Annotated in this window: 20 protein-coding genes and 1 tRNA gene; 8 read left to right on the top strand and 13 right to left on the bottom strand. The window is 74.0% G+C overall.

Annotated elements, in window-relative coordinates; genetic code table 11:
- The first annotated feature begins 49 nt into the window (after positions 1-49).
- The gene (locus tag Q7A36_RS06670) at positions 50-1735 is read left to right on the top strand and encodes a tetratricopeptide repeat protein (RefSeq protein ID WP_305102888.1); all 1686 of its coding nucleotides are present in this window, start codon (positions 50-52) and stop codon (positions 1733-1735) included.
- Positions 1736-2010: 275 nt separating this feature from the next.
- Here the strand turns inward: Q7A36_RS06670 and Q7A36_RS06675 are convergent, their stop codons facing one another.
- Positions 2011-2349 (bottom strand): hypothetical protein, encoded by a 339-nt coding sequence (locus tag Q7A36_RS06675; protein WP_305102889.1) that lies wholly within the window; start codon positions 2347-2349, stop codon positions 2011-2013.
- Positions 2350-2588: 239 nt separating this feature from the next.
- Positions 2589-2939 (bottom strand): antibiotic biosynthesis monooxygenase family protein, encoded by a 351-nt coding sequence (locus Q7A36_RS06680; protein WP_305102890.1) that lies wholly within the window; start codon positions 2937-2939, stop codon positions 2589-2591.
- Positions 2940-3039: 100 nt separating this feature from the next.
- On the opposite strand from Q7A36_RS06680, the gene Q7A36_RS06685 reads away from it, so the two are divergent.
- On the top strand, positions 3040-3744 hold the full coding sequence (locus Q7A36_RS06685) for an ArsR/SmtB family transcription factor (RefSeq protein WP_305102891.1): 705 nt from the start codon (positions 3040-3042) through the stop codon (positions 3742-3744).
- A complete protein-coding gene (locus tag Q7A36_RS06690; protein ID WP_305102892.1) occupies positions 3741-4988 on the top strand; it encodes an MFS transporter in 1248 nt (415 codons plus the stop codon). Before Q7A36_RS06685 ends, Q7A36_RS06690 begins: the two co-directional genes overlap by 4 nt.
- A 12-nt stretch (positions 4989-5000) precedes the next feature.
- On the opposite strand, the gene Q7A36_RS06695 is transcribed toward Q7A36_RS06690, so the two are convergent.
- From Q7A36_RS06695 to Q7A36_RS06710, 4 genes are all read right to left on the bottom strand, one after another.
- On the bottom strand, positions 5001-5966 hold the full coding sequence (locus Q7A36_RS06695; protein WP_305102893.1) for a Bug family tripartite tricarboxylate transporter substrate binding protein: 966 nt from the start codon (positions 5964-5966) through the stop codon (positions 5001-5003).
- Between the two features lie 16 nt (positions 5967-5982).
- A complete protein-coding gene (locus Q7A36_RS06700; protein ID WP_305102894.1) occupies positions 5983-7077 on the bottom strand; it encodes an LLM class flavin-dependent oxidoreductase in 1095 nt (364 codons plus the stop codon).
- A 61-nt stretch (positions 7078-7138) separates the two neighbouring features.
- Positions 7139-8113, bottom strand: a complete 975-nt coding sequence (locus tag Q7A36_RS06705) for a Bug family tripartite tricarboxylate transporter substrate binding protein (protein WP_305102895.1) — start codon at positions 8111-8113, stop codon at positions 7139-7141.
- A 112-nt stretch (positions 8114-8225) separates the two neighbouring features.
- Complete coding sequence (locus Q7A36_RS06710; protein WP_305102896.1) at positions 8226-8459, bottom strand: hypothetical protein; 234 nt, start codon at positions 8457-8459, stop codon at positions 8226-8228.
- Between the two features lie 534 nt (positions 8460-8993).
- On the opposite strand from Q7A36_RS06710, the gene Q7A36_RS06715 reads away from it, so the two are divergent.
- Positions 8994-9260: a hypothetical protein gene (locus tag Q7A36_RS06715; protein ID WP_305102897.1), complete on the top strand. Its 267-nt coding sequence runs from the start codon at positions 8994-8996 to the stop codon at positions 9258-9260.
- A gap of 6 nt (positions 9261-9266) precedes the next feature.
- Here the strand turns inward: Q7A36_RS06715 and Q7A36_RS06720 are convergent, their stop codons facing one another.
- From Q7A36_RS06720 to hemC, 6 genes are all read right to left on the bottom strand, one after another.
- The gene (locus Q7A36_RS06720; protein WP_305102898.1) at positions 9267-10241 is read right to left on the bottom strand and encodes a Bug family tripartite tricarboxylate transporter substrate binding protein; all 975 of its coding nucleotides are present in this window, start codon (positions 10239-10241) and stop codon (positions 9267-9269) included.
- A 99-nt stretch (positions 10242-10340) separates the two neighbouring features.
- Positions 10341-10415, bottom strand: a tRNA-Thr gene (locus Q7A36_RS06725).
- Positions 10416-10494: 79 nt separating this feature from the next.
- Positions 10495-11769 carry a heme biosynthesis HemY N-terminal domain-containing protein gene (locus tag Q7A36_RS06730; RefSeq protein ID WP_305102899.1) on the bottom strand — a complete coding sequence of 425 codons (1275 nt, stop codon included), beginning with the start codon at positions 11767-11769 and terminating at the stop codon, positions 10495-10497.
- Between the two features lie 4 nt (positions 11770-11773).
- Entirely contained in the window at positions 11774-13255 is a 1482-nt protein-coding gene (locus tag Q7A36_RS06735; protein ID WP_305102900.1) for a hypothetical protein, read from the bottom strand.
- A 9-nt stretch (positions 13256-13264) separates the two neighbouring features.
- Entirely contained in the window at positions 13265-13981 is a 717-nt protein-coding gene (locus Q7A36_RS06740; RefSeq protein WP_305103074.1) for a uroporphyrinogen-III synthase, read from the bottom strand.
- Positions 13978-14967 carry a hydroxymethylbilane synthase gene (hemC, locus tag Q7A36_RS06745; protein WP_305102901.1) on the bottom strand — a complete coding sequence of 330 codons (990 nt, stop codon included), beginning with the start codon at positions 14965-14967 and terminating at the stop codon, positions 13978-13980. The genes Q7A36_RS06740 and hemC overlap by 4 nt, the downstream gene beginning before the upstream one ends.
- Before the next feature lie 53 nt (positions 14968-15020).
- Here hemC and tsaD point away from each other — a divergent pair, with 53 nt between their 5' ends.
- The 4 genes from tsaD (at position 15021) to Q7A36_RS06765 (ending at position 19276) form a co-directional block, all read left to right on the top strand.
- Positions 15021-16055: a tRNA (adenosine(37)-N6)-threonylcarbamoyltransferase complex transferase subunit TsaD gene (gene tsaD / locus Q7A36_RS06750; protein WP_305102902.1), complete on the top strand. Its 1035-nt coding sequence runs from the start codon at positions 15021-15023 to the stop codon at positions 16053-16055.
- Between the two features lie 123 nt (positions 16056-16178).
- On the top strand, positions 16179-16577 hold the full coding sequence (locus Q7A36_RS06755; protein ID WP_305102903.1) for a hypothetical protein: 399 nt from the start codon (positions 16179-16181) through the stop codon (positions 16575-16577).
- 510 nt (positions 16578-17087) lie between these two features.
- Positions 17088-18479: a hypothetical protein gene (locus Q7A36_RS06760; RefSeq protein WP_305102904.1), complete on the top strand. Its 1392-nt coding sequence runs from the start codon at positions 17088-17090 to the stop codon at positions 18477-18479.
- A gap of 38 nt (positions 18480-18517) precedes the next feature.
- Entirely contained in the window at positions 18518-19276 is a 759-nt protein-coding gene (locus tag Q7A36_RS06765; RefSeq protein WP_305102905.1) for an iron-containing redox enzyme family protein, read from the top strand.
- A gap of 127 nt (positions 19277-19403) precedes the next feature.
- On the opposite strand, the gene Q7A36_RS06770 is transcribed toward Q7A36_RS06765, so the two are convergent.
- Complete coding sequence (locus Q7A36_RS06770; RefSeq protein WP_305102906.1) at positions 19404-21260, bottom strand: putative bifunctional diguanylate cyclase/phosphodiesterase; 1857 nt, start codon at positions 21258-21260, stop codon at positions 19404-19406.
- Positions 21261-21279 lie beyond the last annotated feature (19 nt).

Here is a 21279-nt window from a genome sequence, read left to right on the forward strand (position 1 = left end):
CAGCCAAGAGTTGTTATTAGGTGCACGAAACAACAATCGATTCGCGATCGTGCATCGTCCTGGCATTGTCCTTCCCGTCCCGCTCACCCGCCTGTTCCGCGCCGCCTCCCGCCGGCGGACCGCCCGGCTGATCCAGGCCGGCGATGCCGCGCGCGACCGGGCCGCCTGGCCCGCCGCGGTGGCCGGCTATCGCCGGGCGCTGGCCCGCGATCCGGGCCTCGCGCCCATCTGGGTCCAGCTCGGCCATGCCCTGCAGGAAGGCGGCGACGCCGATGCCGCCGAGCAGGCCTATCGCCGCGCCATCGCGCTCGAGCCGGACAACCCCGACACGCTGCTGCATCTCGGTCACGTTGTCGGCCGCCGCGGCGCCTTCGCGGAAGCGCTCGGGCTGATCACGCAGGGCCTCCGCCTGGCGCCGGAGGATGCGCTGCTGCGGGGCGAACGGGACCGGCTCCTCGGCCTGCATGGCGCGCGGCTGCTGCAGGACCTGCAGGAGGCCGTCGCGCGCCGCGACCCGGCGCCGATCGCGGAGAGCGTCACCGCCCTCCTCGACCTGCCCACGCCGCCGTTGCAGCCGCTGATCGCGCTGATCCCGGCGATCGAGGCGCTGGACCTGCCGGACAGCGCGGCGCTGATCCTGCGGCGCGCCGTCGCGGCCGATCTCGGGACGGCGGAGCATGCCCTGGCACTCGCCGCCCTGCAGGCGCGCGAGGTCCGGCTGGCGGAGGCGCATGACACGCTCGCCGGCATCATGGCGCGGGAGCCGATGCATGGGCTTGCACGGGATGCGCTGCGCGCGGTCAAGGCCCGCCGCAACCGCGCGATGCGGGAGGAGATCGCCGCCGCGCGCGGCATCGCGCCGGAGGCCATCCCGGCGGGCATCCGCTTCGTCGCCATCGGCACCACCGGGCTCTGCAACGCCTCCTGCGTGCATTGCCCGACCGGCAAGCCGGTGACGGCGCATGTGCCGCGCACGCCCATGCCGCTCGACCTCTATGAGCGCATCCTGCGGGAGATGGCCGGGCTGCACCTGACGGTGGACATCCAGATCTCGCTCGGCCTGTTCGGCGACGCGCTGGTGGATCCGCATGTGGTCGAGCGCGCGCGGCTGATCCGGCGCCACCTGCCGGATGTCGAGATCTCGGTGAATACCAACGGCGCCGCCTACAACCGCGCCCGGCACCAGGCGCTGCGCGGCACCATCGACATCCTCGCCCTGCATGTCGAATCGCTGCGGCCGGAAGCCTATGCCGAGCTCATGGCGCCGCTCCGCCTCGAGCGCGTGCGGCCGAAGATGGACGCCATCCTCGAGGATTTCGGCGGCCTCGTGCAGGTGAGCTGCCCGGTCAGCCGGCTGAACCTGCCGGAACTCGGGGAGATCCGCCGGCACTTCCTGGCGGCCGGGGCCGGCGGCGTGCATTTCGACAAGCTGAGCAGCCGCTGCGCCGAGGACCGCTCGGTCTTCGACCGCCTCGCCCTCACGCCGGTGCCCAATCGCTGCGGGCCGGCGGCGCTGGACGACCTGATCATCGACTGCGACGGGCTGGTGATGGGCTGCTGCTTCGACTTCGAGCGGCTGGAGCCGATCGGCGACCTGTCGCGGCAGCCGCTGCTGGAGGTGCTGCTCTCCCCGGCGCGGCAGCGGATGCGGGCGCAGATGGCGGAAGGCCGCCATGCCGAGCGGCAGACCTGCAACCGCTGCTGGATGGATGCCGAGGAGGTCGCCATCGCCTGACGGCTGCGCGCGGGCGTCCCGGAGCCCGGGATCGGCGCGCCCAGCGGTTACGTCGCCCGGGGGCAACGGGCGCCCCCGGGCGGCCGGTGCGGCAGTGCCGGGGGACCTGGCCGATCAGGCCGCGGCGGCCGGCCCCATGCCAACGCCCCTGAACCTTGACACGTTCAGGGGCCCCTCAGACGCCGGCCGCAAACCTCCGGTTTGCTCGGCTTCGCGTCATCCGGCGCGGCGCCCGTTCGGGCGCTCGGACCGGTCAGCAGACCGGTCCGTTGATATCAGGCCTGCAGCGCGGTTCCCGGCGCGGCGGACAGGCGCTGCAAGTCCCGCAGGGTGGAGCGCAGCAGGCCGATCTCGCCCTCGCAGAGCGGGCCGTCGCGGTCCTGGCCGATGCGGCGGACCAGCGTCGCCAGCTTCAGCACCGCCTCCCCCAACGTGGTCGCCCGCGACCGCGCCAGCGCCCCGAGGGCGGCCAGTTCAGCCTCCAGCAGCAGGTCCAGCAGATCCTCGTCGCTCGTCTCCGCGGTCTCCACCTGGAGCAGCCGGGCGGAGAGGCTGGCGACGTCCTCGGGCAGGGTGGCGGGCTGGTAAGGCCGGAAGGGAATGACCTGCGACATGAAAAGGGGGACTCCGCAGAAGGCCTCGCACCGGGCCACCAAGGCTGCTTCACCCTTCCCGCTCCTCGGGTATCCGGGCGGCGTGCCGGCGCGGGCTCCGATAGCCGGGCCTCACGGGAACGCGATTGGATACTGCATACGATCACCGGGCGACGCAAGACCAATTTGACGCTTCCGTGATGGCGCCTCGCGGGTTCCGGCGTTCCGTCCGGGGCAAGGCGCCGACGGATGGCCAACCGCTACCAGCCATGCAGCGCGAGGGAATCCGCCGGCGCCTGCTCCCGCCGCTCGGCCATGCCGTAGTCCCGCAGCACCGCCGCGACCCGCAGCCGGTAGCCGGCGAAGATCCCTGCCCGCCCCGCCGCCTGGGAGCCGCGATGGCCCGGATGGGTCCGCCAGCAGGCGACCGCCGCCTCGTCCTCCCAGAAGGAGAGGCTGAGCAGCTTCTTCGGGTTGCTCAGGCTGCGGAAGCGCTCGACCGAGATGAAGCCCGGCACCTTCTCGAGCTCCGGCTTCAGCCGGGCGGCATGGTCCAGATAGTCCTCGAACCGGCCCTCGGCCGGCTCGACCTCGAAGATCACGGCGATCATGCGGGCTCCTCCCTGCCCCGCAGCCTGGCATGCCCCGCCCCCGCCTGTCCTTCGCCCCGGCCCGAAGCGCCCCAGAACGGAGCGCGCTAGGCTGCCCGGCATGACCAGCCCCGCCGCCTTCGCCGCCACCGCCGCCCTGATGGCCGAGCCGCCGCGCGCCGCCATGCTGCAGGCCCTCCTCTCCGGCGAGGCGCTGACCGCCGGGGAGCTCGCCCGCGTCGCCGGCATCGGCGCGCCGGCGGCGAGCGCGCATCTGGCCAGGCTGGTCGAAGGCGGGCTGGTCGTGGTGCATCCGCAGGGGCGCCACCGCTACCACCGCCTGGCCTCGGAGGAGGTGGCGGCGGCGATCGAGATGCTCGGCGGCCTCGCCGCCGAGGTCGCCCCGCCGCCGCGCCGCTGGCCGCATGGCGAGGCCTTCCGCACCGCCCGCCTTTGCTACGACCACCTCGCGGGGAGGCTCGGCGTCGCCCTGCATGCCGGGCTGACGGCGCGCGGCTGGATCGCGCCGGCGCCGGGCGGCTGGGCGGCGACCCCGACGGGGGAAGAGAGCCTCGCCGCGCTCGGGGTGGACCTGCCTTCGGCCCGCCGCGCCCGGCGCTTCGCCTGCGACTGCATGGACTGGTCGGAACGCCGCGCGCATCTCGCCGGCGGGCTGGGGCGGGAGATCGCCGCCTGCTGCCTCCGCCGCCACTGGGTTGCCCGGCTGCCCGGCGAGGCGGAGGGCGATCCCCTCGCCCGCCGCCGCCTCGCCGTGACGCCCGAGGGCGCGCGCCGGCTGCACGAGGCGCTGGGGGTGGCGGCATGAGGAGCGGCGGAACGGCCACCCTGCCGGCGGCCACGGGCCTCGCCCCGGCCACGAGGCTGCTGGCGGCGCTGGCGCTGATGACCGCGGCCAGCCAGTTCCACCGCGCCGCGCTCGGGGTGGTGGGGCCGGAATTGGCGGCGGCGCTGGGGGCCGGCACCGGGCTGCTCGGGGCGGCCAACGGCGCCTTCTTCCTGGCGCTGCTGCTGCTGCAGGTCCCGGTCGGGCTGGCGCTCGACCGGATCGGGCCGCGGCGGACCGTGGCCTGGCTGGCGCTACCGGCGGCGCTCGGGGCGCTCGGCCAGGCGCTGGCGCCGGACGCCGGCTGGTTCCTCGCGGCGCGCTTCCTGCTCGGGATCGGCTGCGCCGCCTCCTTCATGGCCTCGGTGGTGCTCTGCGCCCGCTGGCATGCCGGGCCGGGGCTGACCACCGCCCTCGCCCGGGTCTTCGCGCTGAGCCAGGGCGGCATCCTGCTGGCCGGCGCGCCCTTCGCCGCCCTGGCCGGGGTGCTCGGCTGGCGCGGCGCCTATGCGCTCTCCGGCGCGGCGACGCTGGCCCTGGCGGCGCTCTGGTGGGCCTGGGTGCGGGACGACCCGCCCGACCGCCCGCCGCCACATCGCCCGGCCGAGACGCTGGGCGAGGCGCTGCTCGGCCAGGTCACGGTCTGGCGGACGCCGGGGCTGCTGCCGGTGCTCTGCATGCACCTGGTCGGCTATGCCGCCATGGCGACGGTGCTCGCCGTCTGGGCCGGGCCCTATTTGTCGGAGGTGCATGGGCTGGAGCCCGGCCCGCGCGGCGCGGTGCTCTTCGGCATGGGGCTGGCGCTGGTTGCGGGGCTGCTGGGTGTCGGACCGCTGGAGCGGCGGCTGAACACCCGCAAATGGCTGGTCGCTGCCCTGTCCGGCGGCGCGGCGCTGGTGCTGCTCGCGCTCACCCTCTGGCCGCAGCCGCCGCTGGCGGCGGCCGTGGCGCTGCTCACCGGCCTCTGCCTGCTCTCCTGCTATCCCGTCGTCGTAGTGGCGCATGGCCGCTCGCTCTTCCCCGACCACCTGGTCGGGCGCGGGGCGACGACGGTGAACCTGGCGCAGACGCTGGGCAGCGCGGCGCTGCCGGCGCTGACGGGCTGGGCGGTGGCGGTCGCGCCGCGCGGGGAGGCTTGGCCGATCGCCTTCGGCACGCTGGCCCTCGCGCTGCTGCTCGGCCTCGGCGGCTACCTAGCGGGGCGCGACGTGCCGCCGCGCCGGTAGCCCCGGGCGCCGCTACTCCGCGCGGATGCCGGCCTCGGCGACGAGCTGCGCGTAGCGCGTGACCTCGGCCGCGACGAAGCGGCGGGACGCCGCGAGGTCCAGGCCGACCAGGTCGAAGCCGAGCTCCGCCGCGCGGCCGCGCAGCCCCGGGTCGGTCAGCGTCTGCCGGATCGCGGCGGCGATGCGCCCGGCCAGCGGCTCCGGCAGGCCGGAGGGCGCCTGGATCGCCGTCCAGCTCGTGATGCGAAGCTGCGGCAGTCCCGCCTCCGTGGCGGTCGGCACCTCCGGCAGCAGCGGGTGGCGCGCATCGGCGGTCACCGCCAGCGCCCGCAGCCGCCCCGCCTGCACCTGGCCGATGCATTCCGGCAGGTTGGAGACCAGCAGGTCCAGGTTGCCCGCCACCAGGTCGGTGACGGAGGGCGCGCCGCCGCGATAGGGCACATGCGTCAGCCGCTCGGCCGCGCCGGTCGCGCGGCGGAAGAGCTCGAGGCCCAGATGCGGCGGCGAGCCGCTGCCGGAGGACCCCACGTTCAGCCGCGCCCCGCCGCGCACCGCGGCGACCAGCGCCGGCAGGTCCTCCCAGGGCGCGCCGGCGCGCACCACGACGACCAGCGGCAGGGAGCCGAGCAGGGTCAGCGTCTGCAGGTCGCGCAGGAAATCATAGGACGCGTGCGGGAAGAGCGAGGTATTCACCGCATGGGTCAGGGTGATGGCGAGCAGCGTGTGCCCGTCCGGCGCCGCCTTCGCCACCGCATCGGCGCCGAGCTGCGCATTGGCGCCCGGCCGGTTCTCGACGACGACCGGCTTGCCCCAGTCCTGCTGCAGCCGCTGCGCGACCAGGCGGCTGATGATGTCGGTCTGCCCCGCGGGGGTGAAGGGGACGATCAGGCGGACCGTCCGCTCCGGGTAGTCCTGCGCACGCGCCGGCGCGCCGAGCAGGAGGAGCGGCGCGGCGAGCGCGGTGCGGCGGGAGAGCATGGGGGGCGGGCCTCGGCTACTCGGCCGCGGCGGGGATGCCGCGCGCCGCGATCGCCGCCCGCACCGCGGGCAGCAGGGAGCGGCCGTATTCGGCGGCATCCTCCAGCGGGTCGAAGCCGCGGATCAGGAAGGTGTCGATGCCGAGCGCGTGGTAGTCGGCGAGGCTGTCGGCCACCTGCTCCGGCGTGCCGACCAGCGCCGTGGTGTTCGACCCCGCACCCACCGCGGCGGCGACCTCGGTCCAGAGCCGCTTGTCGCGCACCCTGCCGCCCGCCGCCGCCTCGAGCAGGCGCTGCGAGCCGACGCTCTCGGGCTTCGGCCCGCCGGAGCCGGCCGAGCGCAGTTCCCGGATGCGGGCGATGATGCGCTCGGCGCGCGCCCAGGCGGCTTCCTCGGTCGACGCCAGGACGGGGCGGAAGGAGAGGCTGAAGCGGATCGCGGCCGGGTCGCGCCCGGCCTTCGCCACGCTGGCGCGGACGCGGGCGATGGTCTCGCGCGCCTGCTCCAGCGTCTCGCCCCAGAAGGCATAGACATCGGCGAGCCGCCCGGCGATCTCGATGGCGATGTCGGAGGAGCCGCCGAAATAGACCGGGATATGCGGCTGCTGCAGCGGCTTCACCTCGGCGAAGCCCTGCTCGAAGCGGTAGTAGCGGCCGGCGTGGTCGAAGGGCTTCGGCTCGGTCCAGAGGCGCTTCAGCAGCGCGACATATTCCTCCGTGCGGTGGTAGCGCTCGTCATGCGGCAGGAAGTCGCCGTCGCGCTTCTGCTCGGTCGGGCTGCCGCCGCTGATGACATGGATGGCGGCGCGGCCGCCCGAGAGATGGTCGAAGGTGGCGAATTGCCGGGCCGCGAGCGTCGGCGCGACGAAGCCCGGCCGGTGCGCCACCATGAAGCCGATGCGGCGGGTCGCCGCCGCGGCCTGGGCGGCGACCAGCAGCGCATCCGGCGACGTGCTGCCCCAGGCGACGAGGATGCGGTCGAAGCCGGCCGCCTCATGCGCCTGCGCGAAGCGGCTGATGTAGTCCGGGTCCACCACCGGGCCGGTGGGCGGATGGATCTCCGACTGCCGCCGGTGGGAGATCATGCCGATGAACTGGATCGGGTGCGCCATGCGCCGTTCCTCCGTCTCTTGGCCCCAACCCCTGTCTGGGCGGATCGATCCAGACCGCCGGTCAGGCGATGCGGAGGCGCCGCAGCGCCTCCCCGGCGGCAGCATGGTCGGCGGCGAGCCGCCGCGCCAGTTGTTCCGGCGAGAGCGGCTCCGGCCGCAGGCCGAGGCGCTTCAGCGCGGCATCCACCTCGGGCTCGGCCAGGCTCTCGTTATAGGCCTGGTTCAGCCGGGCGATGACCGGCGCCGGCGTGCCCGCCGGGGCGACCAGGCCGAACCAGCCGCTGCCCGGCCATTCCTGGCCGAGGCCGAACTCCCCGAGCGTCGGCACCTCGGGGAAGGCGTCCCAGCGCGTCGCGCCGACCACGGCGAGCGCGCGCAGCCGCCCGGCCTCGACATGCGGGGCGGCGACCGGGTCGATCAGCAGGTGGCAGTCGCCGGCGATGACGCTGGTCGCGGCCGGGGCACTGCCCGGGAAGGGCACGTGCACGGCCTCGAACCCGCCCTCGTCGGCCAGCAGCGCGGCGCGAAGCTGCGCGATGGAGCCGATGCCGGGCGAGGCGTAGTTCAACGCGCCCCGGTGCTGCCGGGCCCAGGCGATCAGCTCCGGCAGGCTGCGCACGGGCAGGTCGTTGTTGACGGCCACCAGCGCGAAGGCCTCGCCGGCCAGCGCCACGGGGGCGAAGCTCCGCAGCGGGTCGTAGCCGACCGGGGCGAGGTGCGGCGCGATGGTCAGGTTGGCGGCGGAGGCGTTCAGCAGCACATGGCCGTCCGCCCTGGCCTCGGCCACGAAGCGGGCGGCGATGGCGCCGCCGGCGCCGGGCTTGTTCTCCACGACGACGGGCTGGCCGAGCCGCGGCAGCAGGGCGCGCGCCATGGTGCGGGCGACGTTGTCGTTGGTCGCGCCCGGCGTGAAGGGCACGATGGTGCGAACCGGCCGGTCCGGGAAGCCGGCGGGGCCGGTGCCGGCACCGGCCCTGGCGAGCGGGAGGAAGGGCGCGGCGAGGCCGGCGCCGAGCAGCAGGCGGCGTGTGGTCATCGGGAGAATTCCGTCAGAAGCCCGGGCAGGTGCGGCGGCTGCGCGAGGCCGGCGGCGGCCAGCGCGGCGAGCAGGCCGCCCAGGACGAGAAGGGTGCGGAGGGTCTGGCCGATCATCGCAGCGGCAAGGGCCTCCGGAGGATGCCGGCGGGCTGCCGGCTGCGCTGCACGACGAGGCCGGCGACGCGCTGCGCCTCGGCGGGGCTCGGGAAGCTGGCGCCGTCCAGGTCCTCGACCACCGGGTCGGTGGCGATGAAGCGCCAGGCGGGGCCGGCCTGGCCGGCGGCATGGGTCACGGCGACGCCGAGGAAGCGTCCCTCGACCTCGATGGGGCGGGAGGTGTGCATGGTGGGTCCTCTGGCCGTGCGGTCACGGCGGGCGGCTGGATGGGCTGGGTGGGTCAGGGCGCGGGGCGCCCGGGGAACGTCAGCGCCGACAGCGCGCGCCGGGACGGCACGGGGCACGAAGGCCCTGGCCGAGGCGGTGGCGCTTTAGCGCTTGGTGACGCGGTGCAAGCTGCATGGATCAAATCCCGCGGTGCCGGCGCGGAACGCCCCGGCGACGCGGATATATAGCGATGGTTGGTCGTAATCTGTCAAGCATGTCCGGCGTGGAAATGGATATTTCACGTCACGGCGGCGTGCGACAGGCGCGGCGGACAGGCGTCCGGCCTGGCGCGGGGCGGGCGAGGACCGGGCCAGGTCGCTTAGCGGCGGAATCGGGCTGACCGGTAACGGCATCCCGGCCGGTCCGGGTCGAGGGCTCCTTCGCAGCCGACGCAGGCCGCAAGTGCCTGACATCCCGAGTGGTCCGGCGGCGCGGCGGCTCTCGGCCGCGCGAGGCCCTGGCCCATATGTTCATGTTATGTTCTAGTAAGCCCCATGCCCGAAGCCCCGCCGCCGCCCGAGGCCCCGCCCCATCTGCGCAGCGCTGTGCACCGCTACCGGAGCCTGCTCGCGCGCGGCTGCCCGGCGGAGGCGGCGCTGGCCGATTTGGTGGCCTATCTCACCGTGCTGCGCCCCGGCCTGCCGCGCGTGCTGGCGCAGGAGCAGGCGGACGCGGTCGTCGCGCTCGCCGGCGCAGGGCGGCGCACCCCGGCGCATCCGCCGCGGGGCTTGCTCGAGGCGCTGTCCCGGCCAGCGGAGTAGACGGGCTCAGCCGCGCTTCCGCGCCTGGCCGGCGGCGACCAGCGCTGCCTCGACGCCCGGCCGCACCTCCTGCATCAGCGCCATGGCCTGCTCGCGTGGCACCGGGCGGGGCGCGATGCTCGCCACGTTCTGCCGCGCGATCACCTCCGGGTCGGCCGCCGCGGCCATCAGCGCCGAGGCCAGCCGCTCGCGCACCGGCGGCGGCAGGCCGGCCGGGCCGGCCCAGATGATGAGCTGCCGCGTCGCCGTCTCGTAGCCCTGCTCGATCAGCGTCGGCACCTCGGGGAATTCCGGCCAGCGGTCGAGGCTCGCGCTCGCCAGCATGCGCAGGTTGCCGCCCTTCACCAGGCCGATCATCTCGGCCGTGCCGGAGTAGGTGTCGATATGCCCGCCGGCCACCTGGCTCGCGGCCTCGGTGATGCTCGGGATCTGCACATAGGTCATCTGGATGCCGGCGAGGCGCTGCAGGTCGAAGAAGGAGACGGCGGAGCCTGGATTGGTACTGGCGAAGGTCAGCGGGCGGCGCTGCGCCTCGGCGATGAAGTCGGCGATGGTCCGGACCTGCGGCAGGGAGGGGCCGACGGGGATGGCGATCCGCAGTTCGGAGGTGATGCCGAGGAAGTCGAAGCTCTCCCAGGGTCGGTAGGAGAGATCCATCGTCATCGGCGCGACGACAAGGGCGGAGAAGCCGACCAGCCCGAAGGTATAGCCATCCGGCTTCGCCTGGGCGATGCGGGTCGGGCCGAGCGTGCCGCCGGCGCCCGGCGTGTTGCGCACGACGACCGGGACGCCGAGGGTCTTCTCCATATGCGCGGCGATGGCGCGGGCGACGACATCGGTGCCGCCGCCGGGGCCGAAGCCGGTGACGAGCTGGATCTCGCGCGTCGGCCAGCGCTCGGCATGGGCGCCCCCCTGGGCGAAGGCGCCGGTGATGGCGGGCGTGGAGAGCGCGAGCGCGCCCAGCAGGCCTCTGCGGTGCATGATGGTGGTTCCCCCCGGGCCGGCCGGATCGCACGGCCGCTCTTGCTTGCCGGCATGGTGCTGGCCGGCGGCGGGGGGAGTCAATCGGAGGGGGAAGACTGGTGCCGGCACACAGAATCGAACTGTGGACCTACTGATTACGAATCAGTTGCTCTACCGCTGAGCTATGCCGGCGTTCCAGGCCGCGGGGAGATACACGCCGGGCGGCGAAAGGGCAACGCCCGATCGCAGCCTTTGGCATGCTTTCGGCGCGTCAGGCGGCCGGCCGGGTCGCCACCGGCTCGGCAGGCGGTGCCTCCGCCGTCCAGTTGAGCTGCCCCGCCGTGTCGCAGGCGGTGCAGACCGGCTTCCAGTAGGTGTGCTCCGCCCCGCAATGGGCGCAGAGCCAGCGCGGCGCCGGCTTCGCCGCCTCGGCTTCCTCCCGCAGCGCCGCCACCCGCCCGGCATCGCCCTTCTCGGCCTCGACCAGCTCGGCCATCAGCAGATAGGCCCGCCGGTCCGCCTCGCCCGAGGCGATCAGCGGCTCCAGCGCGCCCCGCGCCTTGCCGAGCTGCCCGGCCGCGATGGCCGAGCGCGCCAGCAGCAGCCGGCTCTCGGGCGCCGCCGGGTTGCGGCGGATCAGCGCCTCTGTCGCCCGGAGGCGCGACAGGGCATCGGGCTCGACGACCAGGTAGGGCTCCGCCAAGTCCGGATGCGGGGCGGCCTGCCAGGCCTCCTCCAGCACCGCCCTCGCCTTGCGCAGGCTGCCCGCCTGCCGCAGTCCGTTGGAGAAGGCGATGGCCGCCGGCGCGAAGCCCTTGTCGAACTGGAAGGCCTGCCGCTCCAGCTCCAGCTTCCGCTTCGGGTCGCTCTCCTGCTCCGCCGCGGCGAGGGCGAGCTGGGCGCGCGGCTGCTCGGGCGTGGCCAGCGCCAGCGCCTCCCGCCAGTCGCGGGTCTCGAGCGCGAGCTGCGTCCGCTCCTCGCGCAGCCAGAAAGCGCCGGGCTGAACCGCCTCGGCCTCCTTGGCGATGGCGCGGGCGGCGTCCCAGTCGCCCTTCTGCATGGCCTGCCGCAGCAGGCCGCGCAGGCCGAGGAAGCGGGCATCGTCCCGCCCGGCGAGCTGGCGGAACACCTCCGCCGCGCCTTCCTCGTTGCCGGAGATGCGCTCGGCCTCGGCCGCCAGCAGCAGGGTCTGCGGCGTGTCGCCGAGCAGGCCGCGGGCCTTGCGCACCTCGACCCGCGCGGCATCCCCCGTGCCGGCGGCGAGCGCGATCAGGGTGCGCGTCACCGCGGCATCGCCCTGCTCCCGCCGGCGCAGCGTCCGCGTCACCCGCGCCCGCCGCGGCCAGCGGCGGATGGCGCCGATGACGGAGAGGATCGCGTGCAGCACCAGGAAGGCGATGGCGGCGATCAGCACGGCCATCGGGAAGCTGGTGGCGACCAGGGAATCGCCGACCTTGATCTCCACCGTGCCGCCGAGGCCGGCCAGCCACATGGACCCGGCGACGCCTGCCGCCAGGACCAGAAGGACGAGGATCGCAATCCGCATCGGCTCAGCCCGCCGCCATCTGGCGCAGCGCGGCACGGGCCGCGATCACCGCCTTCACCTGGTCCACCCAGGGCGCCATCGCCGTCTGTGCCGAGGGCGGCAGCTTCCCGACATGCTGCAGGCTCATCTCCAGGTCCCCCGTCTCCAGGGCGCGGCGCGCGCGTTCCAGGTCCGGCTCGATCGAGTCCCCCCAGAGCACCTGGTCGCCACGCCGCACCGTCAACAAGGACCCGACGCGCGCCAGCGCGCTGTCCACCGGGTCCGCCTTGCCGCCCTGCGCGGCCGGCACCGCCGCGTCGCGCGCCGCGCGCGCCGCATCCTCGAAGCCCTGCTGCAGCGCGGCCAGCGTCGGCGGCGCCGATTGCGCGAAGCGCGTGAGCGCGGCCGGCGGCTGGTCGATGCCGCCGAGGCCCTCGCCGAGCGGCTGGCCGGCCGCGAGCGCCGCGCGCACCCGGTCGAGCGCCGTGAGGCGCGCATTGCGGGCGATCCCGGCGCGCAGCGCCTGCTGCGCCTGGTCGAGGGCAGCGAGCTTCTGGTTGACCTGCGCCTCGAGCGCGGCGAGCCGCTGCGCCGCCTGCTGCTCGCGCTGCTCATCGGCGCGGACGGCATCCTGCAGGGCACGGTCGACCGCCTGGCGGGCGGCCTGCTCGCGCTGCTCGTCGGTGCGGGCGGCCTCCGCCAGCTTGCGGTCCACCGCCTGGGCCGCAGCCTGCTCGCGCTGCTCGTCGGCCTGGGTCAGCTCCTGCAGCCGGCGGGTCATGGCCTGGTCGCGCTGCTCGACGGCGCGGGCGAACTCCTGCAGCGTCCGCTCCACCACCTGCGCCGCGGCCTGCTCCTGCTGCTCATCGGCCCGGGCGAATTCCTGCAGCCGGCGGTCCATGGCCTGGGCCAGCTCCTGCAGCCGGCGTTCCATGGTCTGGGCCGCCGCCTGCTCGCGCTGCTGGTCGGCCGCCGTCGCCTCCTGCAGCCGCTTCGTCACCGCGGCATCGAGCTGGTCGAGCCGCCCGGTCAGGGATTCCAGCGATCCCCGCGGGACGAAGGCCGTGGGGTCGAGGGCCGGCCGCCCCTCCAGCGCCGCGATGCGGCGGTCATTGGCGGCGCTGCGCTCGTTCAGGCTGTTGAGCTGCGACTCGACGGGGCGGATGTCCGGGATGGCCGGCGCCGGGCGGTTCTCCAGCGCCTGCATGCGGGGCTCGACGCCCGAGAGCGCATTGAGCCGGCCGGTCAGGGTGCCGACCTCGCCGCGCACGCCCTCGAGGCTCGCCAGCCGCTGCTCCAGTTGCGAGACCCGCGCCGGATCGACCGCGGCATCATTGGTGGCGCGCGGGGTATTCAGCAGCCACCACACCGCCAGCAGCAGCACCACCCCGCCGATGCCGATCGTGACGGCGGCCGGATCCAGGCGGCGCGGCGCGGGCGGGTCCAGCGGGGAGTTGCGGGGCGCCGGCGGGGCAGCCCCGGTTGTGTCCTTGGATGTCTCGCTCATGCGTGCAGCCTACCTGGGACCGAGCAAAGCCAACAATGCGTCCTGGTCGGGCCGGTCGGCGACCCGCACCGCGCGCCAAGCCAGGGGTGCGAGCGCCCGGGTGGCCGCCTCGGCGACCCTCGGGCTGATCGCCAACGCCTCCATTCCCGCCACGGTTGCACCGAGTCCGGAAGCTTTCAGAAGTGACATCGCACACTGCGCCGAGCGCGGCGAGAAGAACAGGACGGCAACGACCCGACCTTGATGTTGCAGCTCCGCGACCGCCTCGGCCGGCAGCGCCTCGGCCGGCCGGGCGGCATAGGCGATGCGGCGGATCACGCGGAAGCCGCGGGCCCGCAGGTCGGCGGCGAGACCGGCGCCGTAGCCCTCCCCGACGGCCAGCAGCAACGGCCCGGCCCGGGGGTCGAGGCTGCGGGCCGCCTGCTCGGCCAGTGCCGCGGCATCGCCGGCGGCGGCCTCGACCCGCGCGAAGCCGCGGGCGCGGGCCTCGGCCGCGGTCGCCTCCCCCACTGCCAGCACGGGGATATCGGTCGGCGGCAGGCTCCGGGCGGCGGCGCGACTGGTCAGCAGCAGGGCCTGGGCCGCCGGCATGGCGAAGGGCCGCGGCGCCAGCACCAGGGCCGGGGCGAGGACCGGCCGCCAGCCGAGGGCGGCGAGGCGGCGCGCCGTCTCCGCCGCGCCCGGCTCCGGCCGGGTGACCAGGACGCCGGGCGGGGCGGGCGTCAGGCGAAGAGGTCCGCCGGGCTGTCGGCGCGGAGGCTGCGGCCAAGCTCGGCGCCGAGCCGCGCGGCCTCCTTCGCCGGGCCGGTCGCGGCGCGCTTGAGCAGGAAGCTGCCGTCCGGCCGGGCGACGAGGCCGGTCAGATGCAGCTCGCCATTCGGCAGCAGGCGGGCATGGCCGCCGATCGGGGTGCGGCAGGAGCCGTCCAGCGCCCCGAGAAAGGCGCGCTCCGCCCGGCTGACCGCCGCCGCCTCGCGGTCCTCGATGGCCGAGAGCAGCTCCCGCAGTTCCTCGTCCGCCGCGCGGACGGTGATGCCGACGATGCCCTGGCCGGCGGCGGGGACCATGGCCTCGGCATCGAGCACCACGGCCGCCTCGGCCTCGAGCCCGAGGCGCTTCAGCCCGGCCAGGGCCAGCAGGCTGGCCGCGAACTCGTTGGCGCGGACGCGCGACAGCCGGGTCTGGACATTGCCGCGGATGACCGCGCAGCGCAGGTCCGGCCGGGCATGCAGGATCTGGCTCTGCCGCCGGACCGAGGCGGTGCCGATGAGCGCGCCCGAAGGCAGGCAGGCGAAGGGATTGGCCGGGTCCGGCGCCCCGCAACCGGCACCCAGGATGATGGCGTCGCGCGCATCCTCCCGCTTCAGGGTGCAGGCGAGGACGATGCCGGAGGGCAGCTCGGTCTCGAGGTCCTTCAGGCTGTGCACCGCGAAATCGACGCGGCCGTCCAGCAGCGCCTCGTGGATCTCCTTGGCGAAGAGGCCCTTGCCGCCGATATCGGCGAGGCGCCGGTCCTGGATACGGTCGCCGGAGGTGGCGATCACGTGCTCCTCGAAGGCCTGCGCGACGCGCAGGACCGGGCAGAGCGCGGTGACGATCGCCAGGAAATGCCGCGTCTGCCAGAGCGCGAGCGGCGAGCCCCGGGTCCCGACCCGGAGCGGCAGGGCGCGCCCGTGGCGCGGGACGGCGGCTTGTGTCTGGCCGGGCGACATCCGCCCGTCATAGAACCCGGACGGACCCAGAGGAAGGTGGGAGGAAAGGCCGGATGGACGATCGGGCGGCGGTGCTGGGGCTGGAATCGAGCTGCGACGAGACCGCGGCGGCCGTGCTCCGCGCCGACGGCACCATCCTTGCCGAGGCGGTGCTGAGCCAGGAGCAGGAGCACAGCCCCTATGGCGGCGTGGTGCCGGAGATCGCGGCGCGCGCGCATCTGGAGCACCTGCCGCGGCTGGTCGCGCAGGTCATGGCGAAGGCGGGGCTCGGCTACGGCGACCTCGCGGGCGTCGCCGCCACCTCCGGCCCCGGGCTGATCGGCGGGCTGATCGTGGGCGCGACCCTCGGCAAGGGCATCGCGCTCGCGCATGGCCTGCCCTTCGTCGCGGTGAACCACCTGGAGGCGCATGCCCTGACCGCCACCCTGCCGGGGATCGTGGAGGGGGCCGTCCGCTTCCCCTACCTGCTGCTGCTGCTCTCGGGCGGGCATTGCCAGTGCGTGGCGGTCGAAGGGGTGGGGCGCTACCGGCGGCTCGGGACGACGCTCGACGATGCGGTGGGGGAGGCCTTCGACAAGGCGGCAAAGCTGCTGGGCCTGCCCTGGCCGGGCGGACCGGCGCTGGAGCGGCTGGCGCGGCAGGGCGATCCCGCGAAGGTGCCCCTGCCCCGGCCGCTGCTGGGCCGGCCGGGCTGCGATTTCTCCTGGTCGGGCCTGAAGACCGCCGTGGCGCATGCGGTCGCGCGCGGCGCGGCGACGGAGCAGGCCAGGGCCGATATCGCCGCCGGCTTCCAGGCGGCGGTCGCGGCGGTTCTGGCCGACCGCGCCGCGCATGCGCTGGCCATGGTGCCTGAGGCGACGGCGATGGTCGTTGCCGGCGGCGTCGCGGCGAACGGGGCGGTGCGGGCGGCGCTCTCGGGCGCCGCGGCGAAGCGGGGCCTGCCGCTGGTGGCGCCGCCGGTGCGGCTCTGCACCGACAATGCCGTCATGGTGGCCTGGGCGGGGATCGAGCGGCTGCGCCTCGGCCCCACGGACGAACTCGGCCACGCGCCGCGGCCGCGCTGGCCGCTGGAGGGGATGGCGGCCTGAGCAGGCCGCCCGCGGTTCGTGCCCAGGGGAATGCCCATGCCATCGCCGGGAGCGGAACGGTGCGGACGAACCGGCCGCCCCGGGCCGCGTTCGAAAGGCCACGCGGAGAGGGACACCTCCATCATGGCCACCAAGACCCAGAACCGTTCCGGTACGGAGCGTCCGGAGAATACGTCCGACAGCAATGTGGAGAGCGCGGTCGAAGGGACATTTCCCGCGAGCGACCCGGTCTCCCACACCGCCGCGCAGGGCTCGCGCGCCGTCCCGCCGGCGGCGATGCTGCACGAGCAGGGATCGAAGCCCGCGCCCTGCGACGACGGCGTCACGCTCTCGCTCCGCTTCCCCGACAGCGAGACCGCCAAGCTGGCGCTGGAGGCCGCGGTCCGCGAGGGGCCGATCGACCGCCGCAGCGCGACGATCGACCTCGACGACGACCGTGTGACGATGCGGCTGGAGGTTCCGCGCGCCGACCGCGAGCGGATGCACGGCCTGCTGCAGAAGCATGGCGGCATGGAGGCCTGAGCAAACCCCTCCGGGTTTGCGCCGCGACGGGGTGCCGGGCAGGCATCCATCTCAAGGGCTCGGGCCGCGCGACCTGCGGCCCGAAGGGTGAGACCCTGCCCAGATGGCCGGAGGGGCTTCGGCAGGTGCCGCGGCAGGCAGTGGCGAGGCGGGCCCGCCGGCCCCGACCCCGCCCTGACCCACCAGTAGCGGAGATAGGCGGTCCGGACGGGCTCCCCGCAGGCCCGTCGGCGTCTCCCTCCGCATGTGCGGGACCTTGTTGTCCAGAAGCCTTTGTTGTCCGGAGTAGGCGCACGCCTCCGGGCGTTGCCGCTCCGCGGCGGTCCGTTCCCAGTGACACGGCATCGCGTGGCCGCCGACAGTCTTCCCCTCCCCGCCCGCGCTTCCCTTCACGTGCCGGCGAGCCTGTGACGGCGCTCTGGACGGTGCTGCGGCCGCCCACGTAGCGTTCGGCAGAGCCTTTTTCAGCGCATTATTTTCGATCGTGTTCGATTCTACAGAGCCAATTTCATGACCCCTGACGAGATGCGGCTGTACCTGACGGTCGGCGGTGCCATCCTCGGCCTGATCGCTTCCGGTTTCGGGATCTCCCGCTTCATCACCGCCGAGGTCGAGCGGATCATCAAGAACTACCTGGCGAAGGAGCTCGGCGACAAGCTGCAGGAAATCAACCGGACGCAGCAGGAAATCCAGGCCGAACGCCAACACCTGGCCGAGCTGCAGACGGTCCTCGAGGAGACGCAGAAGATCGCGTCGGAGCGCGCCGTCGCGCTCACCATCTTCACGCTCGAGTCGCTGCCCTCGATCTCCCTGACGCAGCAGATCCCGATCAGCCTGCTGAAGAACCTGTCCTACGTGCTGAAGGCCGATCTGCGCAGCAAGCTCACCTCGGCCGAGAACGTCCCGCAGGAACTCCTGGGGTGGCTGGCCTATGGCACCGCGATCCAGCGTCTCGCGCTCGACCCGCTCGCGCGAGACAATGTCGAGGACGGGCCCGCCTCAGTCCTCGGCCTGCTCAGCGACGCGCAGGAGATCTTCGCGCCCGATATCGTGGTGCAGAGGAACATCAAGCTGCGGCGGATCCAGGCCTACCGCCAGATGCGGCGCTTCGCCGAGGCGCGGTCCGTGGTGGACGAACTCCGCGCGGGTCTCGCCGCCGGCACCTCGCAGGCCGGCAACGAATGGATCGTGATCGTCGATCTCGCCGCAGCCATCATCAATATCCAGGAGATCCTCAGCAGCCCCTCGGCGCGCCCGCAACTGCTGGCCGAGGCCGTGACGTCGCTGCGCGAGCATTTCGGGCGCATCTATGGCTGGCGGGCACTCGGGCAGGAGATCCGCCTGGGCGCGGCCGGAGACCGCGGCGTCTATGGCGGCCGGTTCGCCGACGGCTCCATCGCCTTCTACACCGCGAAGGCGCTCTGGCTCGACGGGACCCGGAAGGGCAGCCGGGACAACCACGACCTTCTCTGGGAGGCGTTGGACGTGGCCTTCGACCGCTACGAGCGCATCCGGCGGACCGAGACCGATCCCACCGTCTCCGCCATCTACAACTTCTGCGTCGCCTTCATCATCGCGATGCGGCTCTCGCAGGAGATTGTCGGCTTCGGCCAGCCCCGCCGCCTCGAGGTCGAGTACGGCGACCTCCAGCAGGCGCAGGACTGGCAGGCCCTGATGGAGCAATGCCTGCGCAATGCCTCGGTCGCGGTGCAGCACATCGCCTCGCGCCGGCTGCCGAACGTCAACAAGTCGCTCGAGTACATCTACTCGGAATCGTCGGAATGCCTCAATGCCATGGGGCATTTTCAGACGGACATCGAGATCGTCCGGGCCATGCCGGCCGAGCCGGCGCTGTTCCAGAACAGGTTCTCGGGCGCCTGGCGCGCCGAGGCTGCCGCCTAGGCGCACCCCATCGCCTGGGCGGCGTGGGAGGATATCGCATGACGACGTCGCTCATCATGTCCGCCATCAACGAGAAGATTGCGAGAAGCCGGGCCTGGTCCAATCCGGTGTTCGAGCGGTCGCGCCGCGGCCCCTGGTCCTGCGAGGACGCCCGCGTCATCGGCTTCGAGTATCTGGCCTTCACCGCGGCCTTCCCGAAGATGCTGTCCGCCTTGTGCGCCCGGGTCGACGACGACGGCATGCGCGCCCTGCTCGTCGAGATCCTCCACTCGGAACTCGGCTCGGGGAACCCGGAGAACGCGCATGCCAGGCTGTTCGTGCGGCTGCTCGCGAGCTGCCTCGACGCGCAGGAGGTGACGCGCGCCCTCGCCGAACGGCCGCAGGGCCGGCTTCCCTCGACCCGGGACTTCCTGCGCGGGTTGCAGGCCCTCTACGCCGAGGCGCCGCTGTCCAGGGCGCTCGGCGCGCAGTACGCGCTGGAATTCCAGGCCGACAACATGCTCGAGAGCCTCTCGCGGGGCTTCCACGCCATGCGCCTCGACGAGAGGAACCTCGAATTCTTCCGGGTCCACGAAGTGGAGGAGAAGGACCATATCCGCCTGATGCAGATCGCCCTGCAGCGCCTGCTCCACAACGGCGAGGACAAGGAGGAACTGATGCAGGGCGCGCAGGCCTGCACCGGCCTGTTCAGCGCCTTCTGGCACGGCATCGGCGAGGCGCTCGCGCGGGCGAGCCCCGCCGCAGCGCCCGCCCGCGGCCCGTCGCCCGACGGCATGCCGGCCGGCCCCCGCAACTGACCGTCGGCCACGGGCGCGCCGATGCGCCGCCCGATGCGTCCTGCCGGGTCACCCGGCCGGTGACGGCGCCCGACCAGGCGCCGGCACCGTCGGGGCGAAAGCCGCGCCGGCTTTCGTCCCGGGCGGATCAGCCGACGGGCGAGCCGGCCTGGACGGCTCGGCCCGGGCGCCGTTCGCCGGGGACGGCAAGCCGCGGCTGCCTGGCCTGGCGGTGCCGGTCCGCCTCGCCATCCGCATGCGCCTGCCGCCAGGCCAGGAAATCCCCGGCCGCCATGGGACGCGCGAAGAGATAGCCCTGCGCCTCGTTGCAGGACGCGGCCACCAGGAAGTCCCGCACCTCGGCATCCTCCACGCCTTCCGCCACCACCTCGTAGCCGAGGTCGTGCGACAGCAGGATCATGGTGGAGACCAGCGCCTGCTTGCGATCGTCGGACATCAGCCCGCGCATGAAGGACTGGTCGATCTTCACCACCTGCGCCGGCAGGCGCTGCAGGTAGGAGAGGCTGCTGTGGCCCGTGCCGAAATCGTCGATCGCCAGGCGGATCCCGGCGCCGGCGAGGGCTTCCAGCACCGCGAGGGCCTGCCCGGCATCCTCCATCACCGTGCTCTCCGTCACCTCGAGCTCCAGGCAGTCGGGGGACAGGCGGTGCCGCCGCAAGCCATCCAGCACGCGGCCCGGCAGGTCGCGCTCGGCCAGGTTGGCGGCGGAGACGTTCACCGAGAGCTGCAGGTCGAGCCCGGCCTCCCGCCAGGCCGCGAGCTGCCGCATCGCCGCCTCCAGCACCCAGGCGGTCGCCGGCCGGGCCATCGAGGTCTGCTCGACCAGCGGCATGAACTCGCCCGGCGAGACCTCGCCGAGGGCCGGGTGCCGCCAGCGCAGCAGCGCCTCGCCACCGCGGCAGGCACCGCTGGCGAGGTCGATGCGCGGCTGGAAGACGAGCCGCAGCTCGTCGGGCCGCTCCAGCGCCTGGGCGAAATCCTGCAGCAGGCCGAAGCGACGCCGATGCGCCGCGTCCTGGGCCGAGGAATGGATGCCGATCCGCCCCTCCGAGCCACGGGCATCCTGCGCCGCGCCATGCGCGGTCCGCAGCACGTCGCGCGGCGCGGTCTCGCCCAGCCGGAAGGGCGCGAGCCCGGCGGCCAGCCCGGCCATGAGATGCGGGCTGGCGACCTCGGCCAGCCGGTCCAGCATGCGCCGCATCGCCACGGTGCAGCCCGGTTCCGCGAGGTCGGGCGGGGCGACGAAGGCGAACTGCGTCGCCGCGACATGATAGGCCTTGCAGCCCGCCGGCATCGCCGCGCGGAGGATGCGCCCAGCCAGCCGGATCATGTCGTCGAGATAGACGGAGCCCATGACCCGCACCGCGGCGCTCAGCCGCTCCGGGCTGGCGAGGTCGATCAGCACGGCAATGCGCGGCTCGCCCGGCGGCCGGTCGCGGGCCATGTCCTCGAGATCCTCGAGGAACTGGATGCGGTTCGGCATGCCGCTCAGCGGATCGACCCGGCCGAAGGCGTGCTGCAGCTCGATCTGCGCCATCACCATGGCCGCGAGATCGGCCAGTGCCGCCATCTCCTCCGGCGTCGCCGCGCGCGGCTCGGGCCCGACGACGCACATCGCGCCGAGGCCGAAGCCCTCCCGCGTCAGCAGCGGGGCGCCGGCATAGAAGCGGGCGCCGCTGCCGGCGAGCGGGCTGTCATGGTAACGGGCATCCGTCAGCAGGTCCGGAACCACCAGGCAGTCCCGGCTCTCGGCGACCAGGGCGCAGGGCGCCTTCTCGCGCGGGAGGCCGGTATGGCTGACGCCGACGCGCGACTTGAACCACTGGCGGTCAAAGTCGGTCAGCGAGACCGCGGCGATCGGCAGCCGGAAGAGCTGCGCCGCCATGCGGGTGATCCGGTCAAAGGATTCGCTCGGCGGCGTATCCAGCAAGTCCAGCATGCGCAGCGCGTCGAGGCGTGCCGCTTCCGTCCGTTCGTCGATCATGGGCCCAGGGGCTGCTTTG

The organism is Paracraurococcus lichenis, assembly GCF_030657435.1.
Taxonomy (GTDB): Bacteria; Pseudomonadota; Alphaproteobacteria; order Acetobacterales; family Acetobacteraceae; genus Paracraurococcus; species Paracraurococcus lichenis.